The sequence below is a fragment of the Rhizobium sp. CIAT894 genome (assembly GCF_000172795.2).
Taxonomy (GTDB): Bacteria; Pseudomonadota; Alphaproteobacteria; order Rhizobiales; family Rhizobiaceae; genus Rhizobium.
In genome coordinates this window covers 1,091,522-1,109,627 of sequence record NZ_CP020947.1, presented here as the reverse complement: position 1 = coordinate 1,109,627, position 18,106 = coordinate 1,091,522, and the positions used below count along the sequence as shown (strand labels likewise).

The 18,106-nt window shown below is 62.6% G+C and carries 18 protein-coding genes; all 18 read right to left on the bottom strand.

What is annotated here, in order from left to right; genetic code table 11:
- Positions 1 to 87: 87 nt before the first annotated feature.
- The 18 genes from RHEC894_RS05455 to RHEC894_RS05370 all read right to left on the bottom strand — a co-directional run bounded on the left by RHEC894_RS05455 (position 88) and on the right by RHEC894_RS05370 (position 18,006).
- Positions 88 to 648 (bottom strand): acyltransferase, encoded by a 561-nt coding sequence (locus tag RHEC894_RS05455; protein WP_085736541.1) that lies wholly within the window; start codon positions 646 to 648, stop codon positions 88 to 90.
- A gap of 50 nt (positions 649 to 698) precedes the next feature.
- The gene (locus tag RHEC894_RS05450; protein ID WP_085736540.1) at positions 699 to 2,057 is read right to left on the bottom strand and encodes a hypothetical protein; all 1,359 of its coding nucleotides are present in this window, start codon (positions 2,055 to 2,057) and stop codon (positions 699 to 701) included.
- A 38-nt stretch (positions 2,058 to 2,095) separates the two neighbouring features.
- Entirely contained in the window at positions 2,096 to 3,847 is a 1,752-nt protein-coding gene (locus tag RHEC894_RS05445) for a hypothetical protein (RefSeq protein ID WP_125460942.1), read from the bottom strand.
- Between the two features lie 159 nt (positions 3,848 to 4,006).
- On the bottom strand, positions 4,007 to 4,315 hold the full coding sequence (locus RHEC894_RS05440) for a hypothetical protein (RefSeq protein WP_085736538.1): 309 nt from the start codon (positions 4,313 to 4,315) through the stop codon (positions 4,007 to 4,009).
- Positions 4,312 to 5,316: a tail fiber domain-containing protein gene (locus RHEC894_RS05435; RefSeq protein ID WP_085736537.1), complete on the bottom strand. Its 1,005-nt coding sequence runs from the start codon at positions 5,314 to 5,316 to the stop codon at positions 4,312 to 4,314. The genes RHEC894_RS05440 and RHEC894_RS05435 overlap by 4 nt, the downstream gene beginning before the upstream one ends.
- Complete coding sequence (locus tag RHEC894_RS05430; RefSeq protein WP_085736536.1) at positions 5,282 to 5,698, bottom strand: GNAT family protein; 417 nt, start codon at positions 5,696 to 5,698, stop codon at positions 5,282 to 5,284. Before RHEC894_RS05430 ends, RHEC894_RS05435 begins: the two co-directional genes overlap by 35 nt.
- Positions 5,695 to 7,518, bottom strand: coding sequence for a hypothetical protein (locus RHEC894_RS05425; RefSeq protein ID WP_085736535.1), 1,824 nt, complete (start codon positions 7,516 to 7,518; stop codon positions 5,695 to 5,697). Before RHEC894_RS05425 ends, RHEC894_RS05430 begins: the two co-directional genes overlap by 4 nt.
- Positions 7,515 to 8,222 (bottom strand): hypothetical protein, encoded by a 708-nt coding sequence (locus RHEC894_RS05420; RefSeq protein ID WP_010065681.1) that lies wholly within the window; start codon positions 8,220 to 8,222, stop codon positions 7,515 to 7,517. Before RHEC894_RS05420 ends, RHEC894_RS05425 begins: the two co-directional genes overlap by 4 nt.
- Positions 8,223 to 8,413: 191 nt before the next feature.
- Entirely contained in the window at positions 8,414 to 9,352 is a 939-nt protein-coding gene (locus RHEC894_RS05415; protein WP_085735807.1) for an IS110 family transposase, read from the bottom strand.
- A gap of 219 nt (positions 9,353 to 9,571) precedes the next feature.
- Positions 9,572 to 10,138, bottom strand: coding sequence for a hypothetical protein (locus tag RHEC894_RS05410; protein ID WP_085736534.1), 567 nt, complete (start codon positions 10,136 to 10,138; stop codon positions 9,572 to 9,574).
- Between the two features lie 198 nt (positions 10,139 to 10,336).
- Positions 10,337 to 11,122, bottom strand: a complete 786-nt coding sequence (locus tag RHEC894_RS05405; RefSeq protein ID WP_010067950.1) for a hypothetical protein — start codon at positions 11,120 to 11,122, stop codon at positions 10,337 to 10,339.
- A gap of 24 nt (positions 11,123 to 11,146) precedes the next feature.
- Positions 11,147 to 12,121 carry a phage major capsid protein gene (locus RHEC894_RS05400; protein WP_085736533.1) on the bottom strand — a complete coding sequence of 325 codons (975 nt, stop codon included), beginning with the start codon at positions 12,119 to 12,121 and terminating at the stop codon, positions 11,147 to 11,149.
- Positions 12,122 to 12,170: 49 nt separating this feature from the next.
- Complete coding sequence (locus tag RHEC894_RS05395) at positions 12,171 to 13,187, bottom strand: hypothetical protein (RefSeq protein WP_085736532.1); 1,017 nt, start codon at positions 13,185 to 13,187, stop codon at positions 12,171 to 12,173.
- A gap of 92 nt (positions 13,188 to 13,279) precedes the next feature.
- Positions 13,280 to 13,591: a hypothetical protein gene (locus RHEC894_RS05390; protein ID WP_010064012.1), complete on the bottom strand. Its 312-nt coding sequence runs from the start codon at positions 13,589 to 13,591 to the stop codon at positions 13,280 to 13,282.
- Between the two features lie 17 nt (positions 13,592 to 13,608).
- A complete protein-coding gene (locus tag RHEC894_RS05385; RefSeq protein WP_085736531.1) occupies positions 13,609 to 15,744 on the bottom strand; it encodes a hypothetical protein in 2,136 nt (711 codons plus the stop codon).
- Positions 15,744 to 17,315: a terminase gene (locus RHEC894_RS05380; RefSeq protein WP_085736530.1), complete on the bottom strand. Its 1,572-nt coding sequence runs from the start codon at positions 17,313 to 17,315 to the stop codon at positions 15,744 to 15,746. The genes RHEC894_RS05385 and RHEC894_RS05380 overlap by 1 nt, the downstream gene beginning before the upstream one ends.
- A complete protein-coding gene (locus tag RHEC894_RS05375) occupies positions 17,281 to 17,751 on the bottom strand; it encodes a terminase small subunit protein (protein ID WP_085736529.1) in 471 nt (156 codons plus the stop codon). Before RHEC894_RS05375 ends, RHEC894_RS05380 begins: the two co-directional genes overlap by 35 nt.
- Before the next feature lie 18 nt (positions 17,752 to 17,769).
- Complete coding sequence (locus tag RHEC894_RS05370) at positions 17,770 to 18,006, bottom strand: hypothetical protein (protein WP_085736528.1); 237 nt, start codon at positions 18,004 to 18,006, stop codon at positions 17,770 to 17,772.
- Positions 18,007 to 18,106: the final 100 nt, after the last annotated feature.

Here is an 18,106-nt window from a genome sequence, read left to right as displayed (position 1 = left end):
ACGCCAGGCAAGCTTTCCTGCGCTCGAGACAGCACCGGAACCGGCGCGTTGGAAATTCAACCTCAATTTACGCTCCCCGGATGTAAGTTAAGTGCGATATTTGATGACCTTCGCTGGCGAACCCACCGCGATCGCATAATCGGGAATATCGGACGTGACGACGGAATTTGCTCCGATCACGGCACCGGTTCCGATCGTGACGTTCATCAATATTTTGGCGCCTGCCCCAATCCAGACATCATCACCAATTTGGACAAAGCCGATTTCGGCCTTCTGAAGCCTGATCAGCGTATCGCGCCTCATGCCGTGGCCGTGATCGATGATCTGGACATCAGAGCCGATCAAGACATCATTACCGATCGATATCCGGTTTTTCGCCGTGATGATGTTGCGGCGGCCGATTACGGTGTTATTGCCGATGAAGACTTTGGGCTCTGGCATTGTAAGTTGGAAGAACGACTGGTCTTGGATCGTGACGTTATCGCCGACCTCAAGGACGGCATGACCGACCATGCGAAACTCAGCGCTGGGCTTCACCACGAGATTTTCGCCGGCCGCGGTGAAGTGGCGGAAGCGCTTATAAGCAGTGACGAGCCGCTGGATTAAGCCGCCTCGATTACGATAGGATGCCTTGTCGACCTGTGCCATTTCTACTCCTGGCGTGATGGCGGCATGTCAAACACAGGTGTGGAGCTTATTCAAGAGCTCCTTCCGCAAAGGAAATGAAAGCCATCGGTCCATATCCAGATGCTGCCGGTAGAGCCGCCCACTGCCATGCGAATTTGCCGACTTGTATTTGTCCAAATCTCCTGCGATCCCACTGCGAAACCGCTCGCTACCTGAATAGAGCCGACGTTGGCGCCGTCACTGCCGGCGCCGGCAACAAGCACACCTTGTGCAGGGTCGGATAACAGTGCAGCGTTAGTGGTTGCCGACGACGTGAGTTCGAAACGCAGCTTCGTCTTGACCTTCACTCCATTTGGCACTGTCAGCGCCAGAAGCGCCGAACTCGTAGAGATAGCAGCACTGACAGCATCCTTGACCGGCGTCACGAAGGTATATTCGTCACGTGGGTACAGGATAAACGGCCGAATATTCGAACTTCCATCGGTCAGCACCACACCGATGCATTTCACGATGGTATAGCCGGTGAGCAGCGTCGTGGTGACGCCGCCGATGGTTGCCGATGTCGAGAGAACAACGTCGAAAGACAGATCCGCATCCTTGCGCAAGGCATAGGCGAAATATGTCGCATTTGCCGCCACCGCGCCGGCGTCGAGGCCGCCTGCGCCTGTTCCGGCCGCAAATGTTCCCGTCACCCTTTTGGTGAACGACGCCGCGCTGGAAACGAAACTCGACCCTGATCTGGCAGAGCCGGCGGTGAAATCGATATGGGTGTTCGGGCTGCCGCCGTTGTTGGAAAGGATGAGCCCGACGACGAAATCGCCGACCGCCGCGCTGTCGGCTTTACTCTGGATCCTGGCGAAGAGCTTGTTGGTGAACAAAGCCGCACCGGAGCATATGATGTTGACGCTATAGCCGTCCTTGAGGACGAGCGTAGCCGCACCGTCGATCGTCTCCGAACCGTTCGGATCGATCGTCACATCCCCGCCATCGGCGATGACGCAATAGTGCCAGTTTGCGCCGAGCGTTGCCGCTGCGCTCAGGGTGAGCGTCGCGGCCGCGGTAAAGCGGTGAACCGCGTTGTCGTCGGATGCAAGTGCTGTGTAATCGCCCGACTTGGCCGCATAGACCAAAGCGTGATCGAACGAGACGTCGACGCCGTTCTGGGCAAAGCCCAGCAGGCCGCCGCCCTTCAGATAGAGGCCGGTCTGCGGGGTCGAGGCGAAGCCGACGCCCGGCGCGGACACGGTTCCGCCGGCAGCCTTGAGCGGTGCGATCATCGGCGCCGAGCCATCGCGCGGCAGCGAATTGGTGATTTCGTTGCCAAGATCGGTGGTCAGCGCGTTCCACGGCGCCGGGTCGATGACCTGGCCGACGGAGGGTGTCGTTCCGGCGGGTTTGGAATAGACGCCGGTTGATGGGTTTCTGGGCATTGGTCTTCTCCGGAAGAAACGACTGCTGGCGTGTTACGCTACCGATTTGGTTGTTGCTGCCCTTGAGCGGCTTGCTGCGAAAGAAGGGCTTGAGCAAGCGCAGCGACCCGCGGGTTAGTTAGACGTGTGGGCTGGATCAGTTGGTTCTGGAGGTAGGCGCGAACCGGGGAAGATAAAAGAATTCTTCCGGCCGCATAGGGGACAGCGCCGCCGGCTATGGCGCCGAGCATTGCTCCATGACCGCCAGCCAACTTAGCGCCCGCGCCGGCGCTAACAAGAGCCGTAATGCCTTTTTGGATAAAACTGCGCACCGGTGAGCCACCGGAACTGGAATGCGGTTTGAGGATTTCTTCCCCTGCCTTTACCAGGGCGGTGAAATCCCCATCCTCTTGGGCGAGCGCGCGAGGGTTCTGCGGTCTCGTGGCGCTCTGCAAGTGCGATGGAGAGATGATGCCTTTCCGAGCATCCTCGCCCGCAGCGGCGACGGCCCTTTCCAGATCCAGAAAATTGCGGTATTGACGCTTTGCCTCCTGCCACCCGCTCAAGCTATTCGGATTCTGCACCGCGATCGATCGCTCCATGGCGTCATCCATTGCGTTGCGTATGCTGGACAATGCTTCCGAAAGATTCGGATCGTTCCAGCTACGCGCTTGTGCGTCTTCAAGTCGAGAGCGGACCGCTTTGTAGGTCTCACCGTTCGCCAGACGTGCAATATCAACTACCGAATTCTTGAGGAGCGGCGCACGCGCCCCTTCCCCCGTAACACTATTGTAGCCGCCCATAGCAGTCGTGATGTCGTCGACGAGTTGCTGATCCGGGATCAGGCTGTGATTGACGGCCAGCATATCCAAACCATCGCCGATGCGCGTCCGTGCCTCAACCATAACCTCAGGCGTGGCGCGGTTGGCGTCGATGCCTGCACGAGCAAGTGCCGCGCGGGTGAATTGGTCGCCCTGCTGTCTGTTCAATTCTTGCGCCGCTGCTCCGCCAAGGTCGCCTTCGGCGTTGCGTAAGGCGACACTGCCGGACGCCTGCCCCCCCGACACAGCATCAATCCCTTCGTTTTTCAGCGTCTGATTCATCATCTGTCGCTCGGCGGAGACCGGTAGCGGCGTAATTAAACGTTCTCCAGCTGGAACAATACCGGAGCCGAGAAGCGCGCCGACGAGGCGAGCATATGGCTCCAATTTCGTGTCTTTGGTGAACTGCCCTGCAGCTTCGCTGGCAACTCCAGGGATCACGGCGAATTTGCCGATGTTCGTCAGCAAATTGCTGGATCCACCAGTAAGCGCGCCCGGAACGAACTCGCCAACCGTTTCCGCATATTTTCCGGGGAGTGTCTTTGGCGCATATAGATTGTCATCCATCGCCCCACGAACATAGTCTTGGCCGCTATAGATGGCTTTATCCAAATCAAGCCAGTTCATGTCCTTAGCTTGCTGGACTTTGGCTTTCCATTCGTCACTCACCGGCGGCATGCCGAGGGCGGATCGACCGAGATCGATACCTTGGTTGTAGACGTATTCCGTGCCCTGCTCCAAGAGACGTTTTGCGGTCACCGGGAACATGACGAGCTCGACACCACCACGGGCAATGCCACTGCCGAAGCTCTTCGCCACATCGCCAACGATCGAAGGCTCTTCAGGCGTCTGCAGCTCGCCAGTGATCAGTTTCTCGAGCGGGTTATGCTCGCGCTTCTGTCCTGTCTGCTCGCCGGATTGCCCCGTATTGGGGGCGGCCCCAAGGCGGGGCATTTTCTTCAATGCCGGGGCTTCTTTAAAGTTTGACATCAAAGGCTCCTGGGGATTTGGGGATCGATGTAAGGTTTTCCGGACGGCCGCTTGTTGACGTCTACTTCAACCGCGGACGGGCAGGTTGGGCGAAAGCGGCTCAAGGGCTCCGGCCTCAGAGCGCTGACTTAACTCTGGACAGCCAAGTCCGCGCGCTATTCATGGAACATTGCGCTGGCCGCTAAACAGCGATGAGAGGAAGCCGGGAAACTTCGCCAACGGAGTGGAAGGCGTGCTCGTCGGCGCGGTGGGGGCCTCGGCAGTCCCTGCCCGCTGCGCCTCATTCTGCTGCCTAATTTCCAGACCACCCATCAGCGCCTGCGCCAACCGCGCAGCTCCCTGCCATGGAGATTGCACCGGGCTCGTATCCATGCCCTGCTGCAGCATGGCGTAGGCCAGTTGCTTGCGCTTGTCGTCGATGTCGCCCTGTGTCCTGCCGGTATTGCCGGCGAAGATCGTTGGAATCATGCCACTGCCCTTTCGTAGAAGACGCGGTCGAAGCCGTCGGCATGCTCGAACACCGCGTCCGGATGGGTCTTGCGCACATCGTCGGACATCAGGCCGAGCTGCATCGGGCCGCCGTCCTTGTAGCGGAATGCGTAGACCGGCAGGCCGTTATCCAGGCTGCCGACCCGTCTGATGTCTTCCTTCAGCCGCCGGTCGGATTTTGCCCAGCCGCCGAGCAACGAGCCACCGAGGCCGAAGAGGCCGCCCATCGCGGCGTTGGACTGGGAGACTTGGCGATCGTAGAGGCCCATTTTCTGGTTGAAGTTCTCGTTGATCAGCCCCGCCTGGTCGACATTCGGCAGCTGCGTTGTCGGCGAATTGACATAGCTCGGCTGGTGCACCTGCGAGCCCGACATCAGCGCCGAAATTTCGTTCAGCGGCTGGTTGCGCTCGGTCACGATTGAATTCTGGGCATTCGAATACATGTCGCCGAGATACTGGTCGGAGGCGGCCTGCTTGCGGGTGGAGAAATCGCGCATGGCGTTGTCGTAAGCCGCCGAGCCCATCGAGATGCCCTTGTCGGCCAGGCTCTGGTCGAGGCTCGCCTGATCGCGATCCCACTGATTGTTGAAGCCGGACTGCCAGTGATCGTTGACATATTTGTCGACATTGCCGGCGCTCAGATCGACATTGGTGCCGAGGATACCGGAAATCTTGCCGGTCTGGTCGTTGGCGAGCCTGGCGAGGCCGAGCTGGGTCTGCTGCGTCTGGTCGTAGATCGCCTGGTTTTCGGGCGAATAGGTCTGATAGGCGGAATAGGTCGGCAGCTGATAGGTCTTGCCGGTCTGGTCTTTCATCGTCTGGTAGCCGCTGCTCTTGTATTCCAGCGAACCATCCGGCGTGTACTGGTTGGTGTGGCTCAGTCCCGCATTGGCGATGGCGGTGTCGACGTTGGTGGCCGTCTGCGCCGCTGCGGTCTGGGTCGGATCAGGCGCCTTCGGGGCCTTCGGCGTGGAGACCATAGGGAAAATCCTCCTTCATGATTGCGTAAAGCAGGCCGTCGCAGTCGCCGAAATAGGCCTGCTGGCGGCCTTCCAGACGGGCGCCGAGCCTTGTGAGCATCGTCTGGGCGTCGATATTGTCGGCCCGTGTCCTGGCGGTTGCGCGGCGGCAGCCGAGCTGATGCACAACATAGGCAAAGACCGATCGCATCAGCGTCAGCGACAGCCGGTCGGCGGCGAGTGAAACCTCGACGTCATGTTCGGTCCAGACGTTGAAGACGAAGCCGGCGATGATCCGGCCGCGGTCGATATGGGCAAGCGTGGTGTAAGGCGGGTGGAAGGCGACGCCGATCCTGCCGCCCACCCAGGCGGCGATCTCCTCACTGGGTTGGCAGACGATCAAATCGGCGCGCCCTTTTCGTAAAGCACCGAGCCGCCGACGACGGCGGCCTCGGAGACGGAGCCTGAGGAGCCGGAGATCAGCGCACGGATCGTCGGCGCCAGCGCCGACCCCGCCCCGCCGGCGGAGGCGAATTTGCGCACCAGCGAAATGCCGGGGAATTTCGACACGCCCCAGATCGCCGTTCCCCATTTCGCCGCCGCATTGTTTTCGACCGAGGAGAGAAGCGCTGTCGGGATCTTCGTCTGGTAGTCGACGGAGATGCCGGCATACATCACCGTGGACACGCCGATCTGCGCCGTCACGCCGATCAGCTTCGAGAGCTTGGTCGAGAGCCCGTCGCCATAGCGGCTCCAGGCACCGACCATCAGCGCGTCGATCGCCACGCCATTGTCGTTGGCGCCGACCTCGGCCTCGTAGACCGTGCCGTCGGCCGCCCCGAAGAACAGCCGGTCCTGCCAGCTCGCCCAGCAGGAGGCCGGCATGCCGACGAAGCGGCACCAGGCTCCGGTCTCGGTGTTCATCACATATTGATAAGGACCGAACGACGACGGCAGGTTGACAATCGCCATCTGCCTGGCCGGGAAGCTCGAAAGCTGCCACTCCCCAGAGGTCGTGCCGGTGGCGGCCACCGTCTCGCGCCATGTCGGGCCGATCCTGGCGGTGATCGCGCCCAGGCTGGTGGCGCCGCGATCGAGCTGCACCGCCTTGGTGATCGGCACGATGCCGTCGGTCGTCATGATGGCGAGATCGGCGCCGACCGACAGCAGGCAGCGATCGAGCCCAAGCGGCCGGCCGAGCTTGAAGGTGCCGATGAGGCTCCAATTGGCCGCATTCGAGGGATCGGAGCCCTGGAAGACGATCACCTCGCCTTCCGAGGAGATCAGCACCAGGCACTGCTGCAGGCCGGTCGAGACCGGTATCGTCCAGACGTTGATCGCAACCAGCGTGCCGCCATATTTCATATTGCCGCCGACCGGCAGAACCGTTGCCGCGCCGCTGACGGCATCGGTGGCGAGATACCAGACATTGGTCGAGTTCTTCTCGATGAACCACAGGCGCGAGCGATAGGCCGTCACCGCGATCAGCAGCGAGGCATCGGATATACCTGATATCATCGTCGAGGCGACGTAGGGTGTGGCGGCCGACGCTTTTTCCAGCTGCGCATTGGTGACCGACCCCGTCACGGTGACGGTGAGCGTGCCGGCCGCCGGCGTGAAGGTGAGCGACACCCGGTTGTTGACGCCGGTGCCGTTCAGCGTGCCGGTGAAGGCGCCGGAAAGCGCGACCGAGCCGGTGCCGAAAAAGCTCAGCGTATAGGCTGTGTTGCGGACGGCGACGTTCTGGGTGGCGAGCGTTGCGGTGCCGGTGAGAAAATTGTTCGTCCAGGAGGTGCCGTTGAAGAGCAGCGGCGTGTCGAGGCCGTTGACCAGGCGCAGGAATTCCTGGCCGGCCGGGTTGGTATATTGCTGCACCGACCAGTGGGCGCTGGAGAGGCCGGAAACGACCGGCGCACCGGCGGCCCCGCCGACCGTCACGTCGAAGATCTTGTCGCCGGCGGCGGCAAACAGCCTGTTGCTGACGCCCGAATAGGGGATGACCGTCTGCACGTCGCCGCCAAGGCCGGTTGAGAAGGCGAGGAAACCGTAGCGGGCGCGGACGCGATTGGCCTCGGGAAAGAAATTGTCGAGCTGAAACGCCGCATCCGCAGGCATATCCGCCATCTCGACATCGGTTCGCCAGCCGCCGATCGGCGCGATCCAGTCTTTGCCCGGCGAAACGCGGCCGGTGCGCCCATTCGGAGGGACAGGTCTGCGGGTCATGGATTTGCCACCGTGATCGTGCCGGGCCAATAATTCTCGCGCGCCTCACCCCTCGCCGACAGCGAGAGGTCGACAGGGCTTGCCGCCCGATCGGCGCCGATCGCCGCTTCCTTGGATCGCTCGAAGCTGGCGATCTCCTCGCCGTAATCGAGGCCCTTGGCCCGCTTCCAGCGCCAGATCAGCGAGAGTTCGAGAAGATCTTCGGGGAAACGGGCGGTATCGGTGTCGTTGGCCCAATTGCCGGCAAAACTCGACCCGCCATTCACCGCCACCCAGAAGCCGGAGATATATTCGTATCTGATCGTCTCGCCCGCGGCGTTCGGGTAAATGTCGAGCTTGCCGCCGGCCATGCGCCAGATCTGCGGCACCGGGTTTGCGTTCAGGATCGTCTGGCGCTGCCAGGTCTGCGGCTCCACAGGGCCGTTCAGCTGCCAGAGACGCGCGGCGTTCCAGATCTTCGCATTGGCGGCGAAGCGGTCCCAATCGGCGGGCGGCTCGGCCGGCTCGGGGTTGACACCCGTCGCGGTGAACTGCCTGTCGACCAGCAGCGCCGACCAGTCATGCTCGCGCATCAGATCGCGGCCGGCGCGGGTGGAGAGGATGCGCAGCTGCATGATCTGCGGATCCGCCGAGGACATGACAGCCGTCGGCGGATCGAGGTCGATCTCCGCGCAGACGTTCTGAATGATGGTCAAGAGCGACATGCGCGGATCTCCGGTTCAGGGCGGTTGGCGTGGGTGAATTTGCTTGAAGGTTGTGCCGTGCAGCCCCCTCATCCGCCTGCCGGCACCTTCTCCCCGTTGGGGCGAAGGGGTTATGCCGCGAGGTCTCGATTCCCTCTTCTCCCCCGCGGGGAGAAGGTGCCCGTAGGGCGGATGAGCGACTATCTGGGTTGTCAAGTTGCATGTTCGAATTCTCTTCGCGCATCTCGTGCTTTTGCATTGAGAATGACCAGGAGTTTTCGGGCGAGAGCAATACGGACGACCATCTTCGGCTTGCCTGCGCTCTGCAACCTTTGCCTGAAGGCAGCCAGATGCGGATCGTGTCTGGCCGCGACGGCGGCGACCAGGAACAGGATGCCGCGCGGTCCGGAGCGTCCGCCGCGCACCGGCCGGGGACCGCTGCGTTTGCCGCTGTCGTTGGCAATCGGCGCCAGGCCGGCCAGCTTGACGATCGCCTTGTTGGAGATCCGGCCGATTTCGGGCAATTCGCCCATCAGCCGGGCAACGGTGCGGTCGGCCACACCCTTGACCGAGCGAAAGGCCCGATTGAGGCAGGCCCAGAGCGGATCGTCATCGATCATTGAGGCAATCTCGCCTTCCAGCCTGCTGCCCTGGCGCATCAAAAGCGCAATCACCTCGTCGAGGCTTTCCACGATCGCCCCATCGCCGGCCGCACTGCGGCGCTGCTTTTGAACGATCAGGTCTCGCGTGACTTGGGACAGCCGCGTCATCAGCGCCGACAGGCGCAACTGCGCGGCTTTCGGCGGCGACAGGGCAGACAGCCGCTTGGTCTCGGCGTAATGGGCGATCATCGCCGCGTCGATGCGGTCGGTCTTTTCCAGAAAGCCCATGGCCTCGGCAAAGCGGCGCACATGGCGCGGATTGGCAAGCGCGCAGGCGATCCCAAACTCCCACAACAGCAGGAAGGCCTGCCGCTCGTAACCGCCCGACGCCTCCATGACGACGAGTTCGACATTCTCGGCCCGGCAGAGCCCAGCAAGCGCGCCGATGCCGGCCGCATCGTTGCCGAAACGCTTAAACGTCCCGGATGGGCGGATATGCGCATCCAGCCAGTCTTTCGAAACATCCACTCCACATATAACTCTGTTCACGGTAACCTGCCTTGTGCGTGCGGTTGAAGCCAAGCGACTATTCGGTCGTACGTGACGATGACGAAGATCCCAGGCTCATCCACGGTTGTAACCGGAGGGGGTGCGGGCGACTTCGTCACGCCTCTGGCCGGGTGGCCACCCGGCCAGAGGCTCAATCGCTTCCATCGCACGAAATTACTAACGTGCAGATACAAGGGGGCCGCTTGCGTCAGCGCTTCCTCAGCCCGCTTGCCGGCCGCGCCCCTTGCCGCCCTCGCCTTCCTTTTCGAGCGCCTCAAAGCGCAAGGCCATCTCCCGCATCTGCTCCTGCAGGCGGGTGACTTCGCCCTTCAGCCGCTCGTTTTCGGCGGCAAAGGCAGACGCCGCGCTGGAGTTCTCGGCGGTTGCCAGATAGGCCCGGGCGGCGGCGACAAGCTCGGTGGCGCCCATGCCGATCTTCTGCTTGGCGGTGTCGGAAAGGGCGGCGAGCTGCTCGACGGTATAGATATTCACCGCCTCCATCTCCTTGATCTGGCTGGGCTTGAGATAAGGCCATTGCGAAAGCGGCGTGCCGGTCAGCTGCTCGCGGGCCTCGGCCCCTTCCTTGAAGCGCTTATAGGCGTCGGCAAAGCGCTGCTTGTCGTTGTCGGTCACCTCGCGGTAGACTTCGGTGTGCTTGTCGCCGGCGATGAAGATGCGGACGAATTCCTTGTCGGCAAAAATCGGCCGGCCTTCCTTCTCGGTCAGAAAGGTCTGTTCGACCGGTTCGAGGCTGAAGGAGGCATAGATTCCGGTGTTGTCGGGCATGATGGTTGCTCGCTGTTGATGGCGGGGAGATGAGGAATGGGCGGGGGAAACATCTCCTCTCGTCATCCCAGGCCTTGTGCCGAGGATCTGCTACGTATCGACCGGCAGCAGATGCCCGGGACAAGCCCGAGCATGACGGAAGAGAAGTGTGCAGCGTTGAAACTAGCCATGGCGGGCGCCGAAACGCCCGCCGATTGCTTAGTTCACCTTCGACAGAAACGGCCGCATCAAAGTCGCCTCCAGCACGCCGGTCGCGGTAATGGTGATAGCAGTGCCGTTGGCGGTGGCATTGGCCGAGAGCGTGATGCTCTGGACGACGCCGTTCGGGTTGTAGGTGATGCCCGAGATCGTCGTGCCGCCTGATATACCCGTGCCGGCAACCGCCGCACCGATGAACGGGCCGGAACCGGCATTGAGGCCGGAAAGGCTGGTCAGCAGGTTGGAGCCGTTGACGGTGGTTGCGGTGAACGTCTGGTTGGCGGCCGCAAAGTTGACGTTGGCGATCGCCTTGGTGGTCGTCGTCGCCGAGGCCGGGGCGCTTGCCTGGCCTGCGGTGGCGGTGGTTTCGGCAACGACGAGGGCCGCCGTTGCGGTCGCCACCTGCGACGGCGCCTGGCCGTTGCGCTGCAGCCAGATGTAATAGGTGCCGGCGGCAAGGGTGACGGCACCGACCGGGCCGCCGGTCAGCGTCGGCGGCTGGGCGGCCCCGGAAAAGACGCCGCAGCGCTGGCCGACGACGGCCGCCGCCGTCGTCAGCAGCGAGGCGACATAATCCCGGGTCCACTGGAACCACTGGCCGGGCTGAAGGGTCGTCTGCGAGGCGAGCACCAGCTGGCAATAGACCCATTCGGATTCACGATCGCCGCCGGCGATAGCACCGAGGGCGAAGTTCGGTCCGGGAATACCGGAGCCGGAAACGATCGGGCCTTCGACGACGAACGGGTTCGCGCCAAGACGATCGGACTGGATTGTAGCGACCGACATTTGCTTTGTTCCTTTCGTGGACGATCAGGCGAACAGCACGCCCTGCAGGAAGGCGTTGTTCATGGTGAGGTTGCCGGCAAAGCCCATCAGCTGGACGAAGGCATCCTGGTTGGTGTTCATGCGCTCGTCACCGATCGGCGCCATGTCGCGGTCGCGATGCGGGCGGTAGAACAGGTACTTGGTGTTGAGGAAGAACATCTGGTTCAGAGGCGCACCGCCGCCGAAGCCGCCGTCGAAGATCACGTCGGCGCCCATATATTGCAGCGACTGGAAGCCGGCCATGCCCTTGTCGGCCGAGGTGATGCGCTGGATCGCCTGCAGCGATTCCCAGTAGAGGCGGAAGAAGTTGTTGTCGGCAACGACGAGATCGGGGGCGTCGGAGCCGCGCACGCAGGACATATAGAGCCGGTTCATGTAGCTCTGGATGTTGGCATTGGTGGCGGCCGCACCACCATCGGCCGAGGCCGAGAATTTCTGGTTGCGCCAGAAACCCCAGGTGGCGCGCGAAATGCCGCCGACGGTGCCCGAAGTCGGCGAGGTCGAGATCAGCAGCTGCAGGCCGCCGATCTGCCGGCCGCCATCGGCCGTGCCGTCGGAATAGCAGTCGAGCGCGATGTTGTTCTTCAGCGTCGTTTCGGCATTCTCGATGCGCTGCTCGAGCAGGTCGAGGATCGCATCCTCGCCGGAATTCTGCAGCTGTTCGAGGCCGGACATGGAGACGGCGACCGCGGCCTGCTTGAGATCGTATTCGGCGGCGGTGATGACGTCGGAGGGCTGGACGTTCAGGATATCGTAGCCGGAATAGCGCTTGAAGCTGCCATTCTCTTGATATTGCAGTTCCTGGACGATGGTGCGGCCGCCGGAGATCGGCTTCTTGCGGCCGCGGCTGTTCAGACGGGTGAGAAGACCGTTGTTCTTCGTCACGTCGTCGGCGACCGTGCCGCTGCGGTTGCGCAGCGTCGTGGTGACGATTTCAGAGAGATTGGGCGAGATGGGCATCGATCGTTCCTTTAATCAGACTTGGCCTTTGATCAGAATTGGCCTTTGATCAGACTTGGCCGCGCGAAAAACGCATGGCGTCGCGCAGCGAGTCGCGGATGGAGGTGGGCTGGCCCCTTGCCGCATCGCGGGTCGGGCCCGGTGCGGAAGAACCAGAGATGGATCGCGAGGCGCGGCGGGCTTGATCTGCCGCTGCGGCCCTCTGGGCTTGGTGGTCTCGGACGGGCTGCGCAGTCTGGCTGATCAACTGGCGGCGAATGTCCGGGCGCATCCAGCATGCGGCGTCGTAGGCGTCCTGAAGCGATGATGCCCGCCCGGCGTTGATAAGGGCGACCATATCGTCAAGCACATCTTCGGCATGCGCGTTTGCCGGGTCGGAAAGGAAGGCATCGACTTGAGTTTCGGTGTCCCTTTTCCGCAGAACATGTTCGACCGTGGCCTCGACATTGATGGATCGAGGCTGTGGCTGTACCTGCTGCGCATTGCGCTGCAGGGCCTCCCCCGTCTGACCGTTGACGAGGGCGTGAAGATTGACCCCGGCCACCTTGGCGACGTGAAGAACGGTGTTGACGGGATCGCGGATCAGCGCCTTTTCCCAGTCGATCGCCCGGCGCATGACATCGGCATGGGTCATGCCGGCCTGGCGGATCAGCGGCGTGAACTCCTCGAGGCCCCTGTAATCCTGCAGCACGCGGAAGCCGTTATCGACCTCCTGTTCGCGCTTGGCGATCGCCGCCTGCACTTCGCCGGGAAGGCTGGTGAACTGCGCCTTGGCTTCCGCCGACCAGCCGGGCGGCACCCGGCTGCTGCCGGCGGCAGACTGTTCGGCGCCCTGCCCGCGACTCTCAGCCTGCAGCATCTGCTGGGCGCCGGCTTGCTCCTGGCCCTTGGCCAGGAAGCGGCCATTTTCGCCGTCGCGTGACTGGCCTGATATATCGCCCGGTCCAGTGCCTTCGACGGTATCGATCGCCGCCTTCAGGCTGTCGCGGATGCTGACGGGCTTGTCGTCGAACGCACCGAAATCTTCGCTGCCGTTGCCGGCCTCGTTGAGGTCTTCCATATCCATTGGGAAATTTCCTATGTCGGGGATTGATGCCCGGTTAAGCCTTTGTGCATGTCGTAATCCCGGAACCGCTGCACACTTCCGGGCAACATGCGTCAGGCGTTGTATTCGGCGTAGACCCGCCGCAGCTCCTTGCGGATCTCGTTGCGATCCGTCGTCGGTTTTTCGATCGGCCGGGGTTTCTCATTGCCGATTTCTTCCACGCCGGCCGCGCGGTACTCGGAACGCAACTTGGCTTTCGAGGTGTAGTGCCGGCCGTCATGCATCGACCGGATATCGATGCTGTCGCTGACGAAATGCGGTGCCGGCAGATCGGACTGCGCCGCATTTCGCGCCGGCATGCAACTGTGCGGCCATTGGTCGAGTGCGTGCCAGCCGCCGCAGACGCGGCAATAGCGTTCTCTCATGTTTTGCTCCCCGCTGCTTATTGGTAGAGGGATTGCGCAGAGCGCATCTGATCGATCGCCTGCGCCGCCATCTCGCCGCGCGCCTTTTCCACCGTGGCGCGGTGCTCGATCTCGGCTTGCGCCACGCCAAGCTCGGCCTTGCGCTGTTCGGCGCCGGCCTTCACCTGAGCGGTCTTCAGCTTGATCATCTCGCCGGGCGCAGGCTGCGGCTCCGGTTTCGGGGCGCTGGCGGCCTGCGAGAGCTGAGCGCCCACCTGCTCCAGCGTGCTTTCCAGCTGACGGCCGGCCCGGAAGCCGCGGGCGGCAAAGAGCAGCGTCTCGACCATGACGGGCACCAGCATCGGGCTCTGCTGCGCCATGGCGCCGGCCTGCTGCATGAAGCCGCCGACCATCTGGACGAATTCCATGCGGCGCTGCTTTTCGGCGTCCTCGTCGGGCTCGATGGTCGAATCCGTTTCGATTTCGATCTGGAAGCCGCGAATGCTGTCATTGCGCAGGAGCTGCACCACCTCGTCGATCGTCGGCTGCCCCATCATCTGCTGCAGCTGCGGCGGCATTTCGGGCGGCGCCATTCCTGGGGACGACTGGGCCGGCTGACCGGTCTGCTGCGCCCGCATGGCCGCCTGCTGCGCCGCCATCTGCATCTGCTGCATCTGCATTTGCACCAGCTGTTTCTCGGCCATGGTGGGAAGCTTGATGCCGCTCACCAGCATCAGCGTTTCCGGCTGGAACTGGTCGCAGATGATTTCGCCGGCAAGGCGGATGATGTCGCGGGCAAAGCGGGCGAGCTCCGCCTGGCGGTCGCGGATGCGGATCGAACCCCATTGGCTCTTGATGCGCTGCGCCGTCGCCGTCTCCGACGCCTGCGTGTCGCCGCGCACGATGTCGGATATGCCGGTGATCTGGTAGACATCCTCGATCAGCTGCTTGCGCGCCGCCATGCAGGCGACGATCACCTTCTGCACCTCATCGATCGGCAGCGTCACGATCGCCTTCGAGCCGCCCTTGTCGGTGAACGCCGCCCATTCCGGGATCGGCACCATGACCATGTCGTTCTCAGGCCGCATCGCTTTCTCGATCGCCGGCGAGATCGCGCCGTCGCCGGAGGGATAGAAGATCTTCAGCCGGAGCTGATCGGTCAGCTTGTTGATGCGCTTGGTCAAGAGATCGATCTCGTCGCACTGCTGCTGATAATAGACATAATCGGGAACCGGGATCAGCGAGCTCGTCGACATCGTGCCGTAGGCCGGGCGCGGGCACGGCCAGAAATGCGTCAGCTCCAGCGGCGGCTCGGAAACCTCAAGCGCCACCGGCGCGCCGTCGGCGATCCAGACGGTATAATTCTCGCTCTTGCACCAGATCTCCCAGATATGGGTCTTGCCCTCGTTTTCGGCGCGCTCGGCCTGGCTTTCGCCCTTTTTGCCGGCGGCACCTTCCGCCGCCCGCGATGCCATCGCGTCGGGGCCGAAGCGCTTCTCCATCTCCTCGTCGGTCATCGGCACGCGCCGCGCCACCCAGGTGACATCCTTCCAGCGGCGGGCCGGCGAATGCAGGAAATCGGACCAGTGGACATAATCGATGCACACGCGCTCGTCGGCGATCACCTCGGGCTGAGGACCGCCCATGGCGCCGATCTCGCCGCCGATGCCTCCGGGCAAGCCTGCGCCAGGACCTTGGGCTACCGCCGGGTCCGAGGGCTGGACGCCCATGTCGAGCGGCTCGAAATCGGCCTCATAGCGCAGCCACACCGTGCCGCGGGCGCAGAGCAGGAAATCGTCGCGCACCGCCCGCATGATGGAATCGAGATCGGCCTCGTCGCCGGTATAGGCGAGATTGCGCTCGACCAGTTCCGAGGCGATGCGCGCCACCGGCTGGGCATCCTTGAAGCGGCGCTCGACCACAGGCTGCGGCACGCGGGCATAGACGGCCGGCTGCATCACCGACGTATTGGCCCAGAGCATCGGAAAGCGGCGCTTGGCGGCGCTCGTCTGGTCCGATTGCTGGTCGAGATAGATCTTCTCGATCTTGACGCAGCGGTCGTGCCAGGACTTGAAATAGCGCTGGGCGCGCTCGAGTTCCTGCTGCCAGTGGGCGCCGACCTTTGCCGGATCCCAATGTTCTCCGCCCTCTGGAGCCGTTGCTTCATCTTCCATCAAACACGCTCGCTCTGTCTCGGGGTGGAATCGGCAAATTCGTTGAATGTCATCGTCTGGAAGGTCGCCAGCGCCTTCGGTGCGGGCTTCAAGGGTTCCGGCGCCAGGCCGGTGAAGATGATCGCCAGGCCGCCGAAAGCGTCGGCGCCGTGCGAGGCCCAGTTGTGCAGCGGCTCGTCGCGGAAGACGCCGAGATCCTCGTCCCAGTCCTTGCGGTAGTTCCTCAGGCACTTGATGCCCTCGATGCAGCCGGCCTGGTCGAACTCGACCTTTGCCAGAATGCGCCGCGTGCCGTTGATGCGGTCATGGACATAGGCGCGCTCGACCTTGCGCACCGTGCCGAGACCGCGCGCCCTGACCTCTCTCAGCATGATCTCGATGCGGGTCATGCCGCCGCGCGTCCATTCCCTGACCTTGATGTCATGCGGCATGTTGTGCACGCCGTAGACATAGCCGTGCTCGGTACTGCGCCGTGCCAGCTCATCGAGCATGCCGTCCATGCCGGTGCCGGTATGCTCGAAATAACCGATCATCCGCACCCGGCCGGGCAGCACCTGGAACAGCCAGACGCTGTTGGTGTCGTCCATGCCGATATCGGAGATGGTATGAACCGGATAACCATCGACATGCGGGAAAACCCCGATGCGTTCCTCGGCGTCGGCCACCGCCATCTGATCGGCGTAATAGGCGCCCTCGACGCTCGCCTCGAAGGCTTCGGCGGGCGTCGAGGGATATTCGCGCTTCATGTCGCCGAGCTGGGTTTCGGCCTTCTTGACGTACCAGGCCTTCTGCCCGTCGGTCAGCGTGATCCCCTGTTCGCCGAGCTGGCGGAAATATTTGACGAAAGCATCGCTGAGGATGACGCCATCGGCCGCGATCGAATATTGCGGCTCCTTCCACCAGGGGAAGAAATGAAACTTGAAGTCCAGTTCGGTCAGCTTCGCCGCCTGGCGCTGCTTGACCTGGCCGTCCTCGCAGAGCGAATAGAAATGCCCTTCCTGGCCCTCCGCCGTGCTTTCGACGAAGACCAGCTGGCCGGCCTGCACCGTATTCAGAGCGCCGGTGCGGACTTCCCTCGCCTTCTCGGGATATTTGGCGCAGAGCTTTCCATATTCGGAAATATGCAGATATTGCAGCGTTCCCGACCGCAGCGAGGTGCCGACCCGGATGCTCGAATTGTTGGCGAGCAGCAGTTCGGTCTGGTTGGTCCTGACGACGGGCACGGCATTGCGAATGCCTTCGGGCAGATTGTCATAGGGGTATTTGATCTTGTCCCGAAAGATCGTCTGCACGTCGCCGAGCGTATGGGCGATGGTGCCCGCCCTGATATCCCGGTTGAAGACGCAGGCATCGAGCATGAAGATCTGGATGAAGGTGGTGAGACCGAGCTGGCGGGCCTTCAAAAGCACGTTCAGATAATGCATCTGCTCGAAGAAGGTCGTCTGCATCACGTTCATTTCGAACCTGACGCGCCGGCCTGATTTGTCGGTGATCCAGTAGAGATTGTTCAGCCGCCAGCGCCAGTCGGAAAACTGGTCAACCGCCGTTTGGAAGTCCGCGGGTTTTGCCATTGATATCTTCCAGCAATTGCGAGACTTCGCCGGTGACGCCCTGTTCGGGCTCGGCCTTGGCGCCGTATTTCTTCGGCCTCAGCTTCTCGGCGACCCATTGCCGCGTGGCGATGCGCAGCTGCGAGCGCCTGATCGCCTCGCCGTTCTCCTGCCAGCCGGTGGTTTCGCCGCTAGCATTCTTCTTTTCGATCCAGTCATTGCTGCGGTCGTCGGCAATCTCGACCAGCTCGTCGACGAAACCGTCGGCGAGGATCTCGCGGGCCAGCGCATAACGCGCCCGAAAGGCCGCCTTGCTTTCATCGGCAAGCCAGGAGAGCACCGTCGATTTCGCCGGCATATCCTCATCCCGACAGATCGTCCGCAGGCTTTCCCGGTCAGCGATCCGCTCGCAGATCTTTTCCGCCAGCGCCTGGGTGAACTTGGTCGGTCTGCCCATGGAGATTGCGTCTGAAGCTCAGAACAGCGCGATGATGTTGGAGGCCGTGGTCCCGGTCAGCGCCACGATCGCCGCATGCACCGGCAGGATCGTCCCGGCCGGCACGCTCTTGAAGACGACCGGATCCACGTCGCGCCGCAGCGCAATCGCCACATCGCCCGCCGTGCCGATATAGAGCGCGCGCGCCCCGACAATGGCACTGTCATTCGGCGTCACAACGGCGGCCCGCGAGGCCGGAGCAATCGAAGGGTCCATTGCAGTTCTCCTTGTGATGGTGGATGCGCTGCCGATGCGGCCGCACGATGCTGCTTCAGTAGATTTGCCACAGCGCTCAACTCTTGCTCCGTCCTCCTCG